Source organism: Mesorhizobium sp. M7D.F.Ca.US.004.03.1.1 (assembly GCF_003998635.1).
Taxonomy (GTDB): Bacteria; Pseudomonadota; Alphaproteobacteria; order Rhizobiales; family Rhizobiaceae; genus Mesorhizobium; species Mesorhizobium loti.
This window is the reverse complement of sequence record NZ_RZQG01000408.1, coordinates 1-5,219: the sequence shown is the minus strand read 5'-3', so window position 1 is coordinate 5,219 and position 5,219 is coordinate 1. Positions and strand designations below refer to the sequence as shown.

The window sequence follows — 5,219 nt, the reverse complement described above, 5'->3', positions numbered from 1 at the left end:
AGATAGATGTGCTCCGGCGCCGTGCGGATGAGATTGGCGGCAATGACGGGCGCCGTCGCAGGCCTGGCTCCGCCGGCGATGCCGCGACTTGTCCCGATCGGCCGGCCGGACAACGCGGCTGGCACAATGACGGCGGTGGCTTCGGGATCGAGACGTGGCTGGACGCGGTCGGCCTTCGGGCTGGTCCTGACGCGATCTTCGGGCTTCGATGGGGGAACCGCAACCCGCTGGCCGGCCAGACCATCAAGGCCGTCAGCGGAGTGCTGCATGGCCAGGAGGGCACCGACCGCATCGCGAGATTTGGCTGCTTCCGGCTGGCGCGCCGGGCTTGTCCGGCTTTCCGGCCGCCATGTCGGCAAAGGGATGTTGAGCGCCACCATGTCCGGCGCGGCGCTCGCGGCAGCGGCATCCGCCTTGCCCGTGGAAATTTCGGCATTGGCGGCTGCCGGCTTGGCATCGGCCAGTTCGGCCCGTGCCGTGGACGCATCGGCGTTTGCCAACGGTGCGGTTTGCGGGGTCGGAACGGGTGCCGCAAGCTCGGTGCGCGATGCGAAGGCGGGCAGCGGCACCGAGCCCGGCGCCATGGCCGTGACGATCGCTTCAGGCGTCTTCCCCTTCTGTCCAACTGGCGGTTCCTCGCCTGGATCGCTGGCAGCCATCTGGATGTCCGCCCGCTGGGCATCCTGCGGCGGCACGATAGCGATGCCGGCAGGCCTGGGTTCAACCGATCTGGCCGGCTTGCGTGGTGCCGGCACCGCCTCCGCGACATCATCCGACTCGTCTCCGCCACCCAGAAGCGTCGCCAGCAGGCCGCGCGGCCTGCGTTGGCCGCCGTCGACGCTTGCCAGTTCGATGTTGGGCGTGCCGGCGCCCTTGCGCGATTTGTAGGCGGCAAACGCCTGCTCGTAGCCGGGCAGCGGTTTGCCGTCGCTCGGCACATGCAGTGTGTTGCCGTTGGGAAATACCCTGGCAAGTTCCTGGCGGCTGATGCCCGGCCAGTGCCGCACATTGCCGACATCCATATGTATGAAAGGCGAACCGGAGGTCGGGTAATAGCCGACGCCGCCGCCCTGCATCTTGAGGCCGATGTCGCGCAGCTTCTTCAGCGGCACATCCGGCAGGAAGAAATCCATCGCGCGGCCAACCATGTGCTGGCTTTCCCGGGCCACGCCCTTCGAGCGGCTGCGCAGCATTGCGTTCGTCGCCGGCGAACGATAGGCGCTGACCACATGGATATAGGCCCTTGAGCCGCTGGCACGATAGGCCTGCCAGACAAGATCGAGCAGGCGAGGATCCATCTTCGTCGGTTCGTTGCGACGCCAGTCGCGCAGCATGAGATTGATCCTCTTCAATCCCGCCGGATCGTAACGCCCATTGCGCTTGAAGACGATTTCAGCCTTCTCGCCGGTATGGAGATGTTGAATCCTCAGAGCCCGCGTCTCCGCGAACGCGCTGGTGACGCACAGGCAAAGGAACGCTGCCATGATGACCGGCAGCAATGTCCAACGATGGGAGGCGTCGGGCGCGTTTTGCTCGCTTTCAATCACGTTCATGCCTTGCACATTCTTTTGTTTCGGGCGGTTTGAGGTCTCCGCCCAGATGAAGAGGCTTTCGGCCTCTAACCGACAGAGCATGGCCTTGACCGGCGCAGGCGCGCATCCATGCCGAAAACACGTCATGTCGATGAACAGCATCTTGGTTAATGAATCGTGTCGGGTGCCGAGAATGCGCTTCGGCTGGAGGTTGCCCTGGCAACTCTTTTCTGGAGCAATGCACTGCTGATCAGGTCTGCCGGCACGATCGCCGCGCCGCCCACGCAGATGCAGAGGACGAAGGGGGCTAACAAGGATGATGGTTGGAAACTGGTGCTGCGAGAGAGGATTGAACTCTCGACCTCTCCCTTACCAAGGGAGTGCTCTACCACTGAGCTACCGCAGCCGCTGATGGCGGGGCTTCTGCCATATCGAACCGGCAAGCGCAAGGCCAAGTGCAACGCTTCTGTGAAAGGCTTTGCCGGATAGCTTTTAATGACATGGCGGCGCCACAATGTTGGCTATCCCTGAATGGCGAGCTGGCTGGTCGCCAGCCAGGGCGGGACGATGAACGACAAGGTAATTCCACTGAAAAAGGATGGTCCAGCGAAAAAGGGCGGTACCAACCGCAAGGATCGGCTGGCCGAGCAATTGCGCGCCAATCTGCAGAAGCGCAAGGCGCAGTCGCGCTCGCGCCGCACCGGAGAAGCCGACCAGCGACCGGACGGGCTCGCTGCTTCGAAGGAAATGCGGAAAGATTAACTCAAATCGGCCACTCTTGGTTCGGATAGCAGGAAATCCTATTTCTTGAACCAAGCCGGCCAATGGTCTAGACGGGCCGCTACTCAAACGATTGAACCGGCCTTTTTGGCCGAGAGGGACGTTCTTCCATGGATCGCATCAGAATTGTCGGGGGCAACAAGCTCTCCGGAAGTATTCCGATCTCGGGCGCGAAAAACGCAGCGCTGCCCCTGATGATCGCCTCGCTTTTGACCGACGACACGCTGACGCTGGAAAACGTCCCGCATCTGGCCGATGTCGAGCAGCTGATCCGCATTCTGGGCAATCACGGCGTCGATTATTCGGTCAATGGCCGCCGCGAGAAGCAGAATGAGGGCTATTCGCGCACCATCAACTTCTCCGCCCGCAACATCGTCGACACGACGGCCCCTTACGAGCTGGTGTCGAAGATGCGCGCATCGTTCTGGGTGATCGGCCCGCTGCTGGCCCGCATGGGCGAAGCCAAGGTGTCGCTGCCGGGTGGTTGCGCCATCGGCACGCGCCCGGTCGATCTGTTCCTCGAAGGCCTGCAAGCGCTGGGCGCCGATATCGACGTCGACACCGGCTATGTCATCGCCAAGACCCGGAATGGCCGCCTTGTCGGCAACCGCTACATCTTCCCGAAAGTCTCGGTCGGAGCCACCCATGTGCTGATGATGGCGGCGGCGCTGGCCAAGGGCGAGACGGTGCTGGAAAATGCCGCCTGCGAGCCGGAAATCGTCAACCTCGCCGAATGCCTCAATGCCATGGGCGCGAAGATTTATGGCGCCGGCACGCCAACCATCACCATCGACGGCGTCGAATCGCTGTCGGGTGCGCGCGTGCGTGTCATCCCCGACCGCATCGAGACCGGCACCTATGCCATGGCCGTTGCCATGACCGGCGGCGATGTCGTGCTCGAAGGCGCGCGGCCGGAGCTGCTGCAGACAGCACTGGACGTGATCGCCCAGACCGGCGCCGAAATCACGCCAACCAATTCCGGCATTCGCGTAAAGCGCAACGGCGCCGGTATTTCGCCGGTCGACGTGACGACCGCACCCTTCCCGGCCTTCCCGACCGATTTACAGGCGCAGTTCATGGGCCTGATGACGATGGCCAAGGGCAAGTCGCGCATCACCGAGACGATTTTCGAAAACCGCTTCATGCATGTGCAGGAGCTGGCGCGGCTCGGCGCCCACATCACGCTTTCGGGCCAGACGGCGATCGTCGACGGCGTGCCGAAGCTGAAGGGCGCGCCGGTCATGGCGACCGATCTTCGTGCCTCCGTGTCGCTGGTCATTGCCGGCCTGGCGGCGGAAGGCGAAACCACGGTCAACCGGGTCTACCATCTCGACCGCGGCTTCGAGCGGCTGGAAGAAAAGCTGTCCAACTGCGGCGCGGTGATCGAGCGGATTTCGGCGTAGCTCGCGACCTCGGCTCCTCTCCAGCAACGGCAGGAGATTGGCGAAATCCTTTACGGCAGCGTCCTTCTCCCCGTCACTATACGGGGAGAAGTGCCCGGTAGGGCGATGGGGGGCAGCACAGACCTGCAGCTGCTGGCGCGGTTGCACGGATCGCCAAGACCGCCTAACAGAAGGCTGAACAATCAACCTTCAGGTGCGAAATCCGTATGACCGCCCTTAAGCTTATCGCACTCGACGACCAGGACCTGAGCATTGTTTCGGCCCATGTCCAGGACGCCGTACTGAAAGTCAGCGACCTCGAATTCCTGCCTGCGGCCAAGCGTTTCCTGCTGACCATGAACCGTTTTGTCTGGGAGGCGAAATCCGGCCTGTTTCGCCAGCACAATGAGCGGCGGCAGGCCGTGCTGCATTTCGACCGGGTGCTCGGCGCCAAGACCAGTGGCATTGACCGCGACAAGCCGAATGAGGTCCTATCACTGCTGGCGATCAGCTTCATCGAGATCAGCAAGCCGGCCGGCATCGTCGAGCTGATCTTTGCGGGCGGCGGCACGATCATGCTCGATGTCGAATGCATCGAGGCCCGCCTTGCCGATATCGGCGGGGCGTGGGAAGCCACCTCGCGCCCGATCCACAAGGCCTGAGCGTCCGATGGCCATCACGCTTCGTCAGTCCGACGCCGATTTCGAGCAGCGTTTCGCCGCCTTCCTGCTGACCAAGCGGGAAGTGTCGGCCGATGTCGATGCCGCGGTCCGCGATATTATCGCGCGCGTGCGCGCCGAAGGAGACGCGGCGCTGATCGACTATTCGCAGAAGTTCGATCGCGCCGATCTGGCTGGGCTAGGCATCGCCGTCTCGAAGGACGACATCGCGCAGGCTTACAAGGCCGCCGACCCAAAGACGATCGAGGCGCTGGAATTCGCGCGCGACCGCATCCGCTCCCATCACGAGCGGCAGCGGCCGAAGGACGACCGCTATACGGATGCCGCTGGCGTCGAACTCGGCTGGCGCTGGACGGCGGTCGAGGCGGTCGGGCTCTATGTGCCGGGCGGCACGGCGAGCTATCCAAGCTCGGTGCTGATGAACGCTGTCCCGGCCAGGGTGGCCGGCGTCGAGCGCATCGTCATGGTCGTGCCGGCGCCGGGCGGCATCATCAATCCACTGGTGCTGGTGGCCGCCGATATATCAGGCGTGTCGGAAATCTACCGCGTCGGCGGCGCGCAGGCGATCGCAGCTCTTGCCTACGGAACCGAGACGATCAGGCCAGTCGCCAAGATCGTCGGCCCGGGCAATGCTTATGTCGCGGCGGCCAAGCGCCAGGTGTTCGGCACCGTCGGCATCGACATGATCGCCGGGCCGTCGGAAGTGCTCGTCGTGGCCGACGGCAGCAACGATCCGGACTGGATCGCCGCCGATCTGCTGGCCCAGGCCGAGCACGACACATCGGCGCAGTCGATCCTGGTCACCGACGATCCGGCCTTCGGCATCGCTGTCGAACAGGCGGTCG

5 protein-coding genes and 1 tRNA gene are annotated in these 5,219 nt (G+C 63.7%); 4 read left to right on the top strand and 2 right to left on the bottom strand.

Annotated elements, in window-relative coordinates; genetic code table 11:
* Together EN935_RS21255 and EN935_RS21250 are read right to left on the bottom strand one after the other, a co-directional pair.
* A partial coding sequence (locus EN935_RS21255) for a DUF882 domain-containing protein (protein WP_245489015.1) occupies positions 1–1,553 on the bottom strand: 1,553 nt, incomplete at its 3' end.
* 310 nt (positions 1,554–1,863) lie between these two features.
* A tRNA-Thr gene (locus tag EN935_RS21250) sits at positions 1,864–1,938 on the bottom strand.
* Positions 1,939–2,099: 161 nt separating this feature from the next.
* On the opposite strand from EN935_RS21250, the gene EN935_RS21245 reads away from it, so the two are divergent.
* The 4 genes from EN935_RS21245 to hisD all read left to right on the top strand — a co-directional run.
* Positions 2,100–2,294 carry a hypothetical protein gene (locus EN935_RS21245; protein ID WP_109670614.1) on the top strand — a complete coding sequence of 65 codons (195 nt, stop codon included), beginning with the start codon at positions 2,100–2,102 and terminating at the stop codon, positions 2,292–2,294.
* A 128-nt stretch (positions 2,295–2,422) separates the two neighbouring features.
* Positions 2,423–3,715: a UDP-N-acetylglucosamine 1-carboxyvinyltransferase gene (murA, locus tag EN935_RS21240; RefSeq protein WP_109670551.1), complete on the top strand. Its 1,293-nt coding sequence runs from the start codon at positions 2,423–2,425 to the stop codon at positions 3,713–3,715.
* 206 nt (positions 3,716–3,921) lie between these two features.
* Complete coding sequence (locus EN935_RS21235; protein ID WP_109670553.1) at positions 3,922–4,356, top strand: DUF2948 family protein; 435 nt, start codon at positions 3,922–3,924, stop codon at positions 4,354–4,356.
* 7 nt (positions 4,357–4,363) lie between these two features.
* Positions 4,364–5,219, top strand: an 856-nt coding sequence (gene hisD / locus EN935_RS21230) for a histidinol dehydrogenase (protein ID WP_127373581.1), incomplete at its 3' end; no start/stop codon positions are given.

Coding starts and splice junctions, on each gene's coding strand:
- EN935_RS21245 (WP_109670614.1), top strand. CDS start 2,100: ATGAACGACAAGGTAATTCCACTGAAAAAGGATGGTCCAGCGAAAAAG.
- murA (WP_109670551.1), top strand. CDS start 2,423: ATGGATCGCATCAGAATTGTCGGGGGCAACAAGCTCTCCGGAAGTATT.
- EN935_RS21235 (WP_109670553.1), top strand. CDS start 3,922: ATGACCGCCCTTAAGCTTATCGCACTCGACGACCAGGACCTGAGCATT.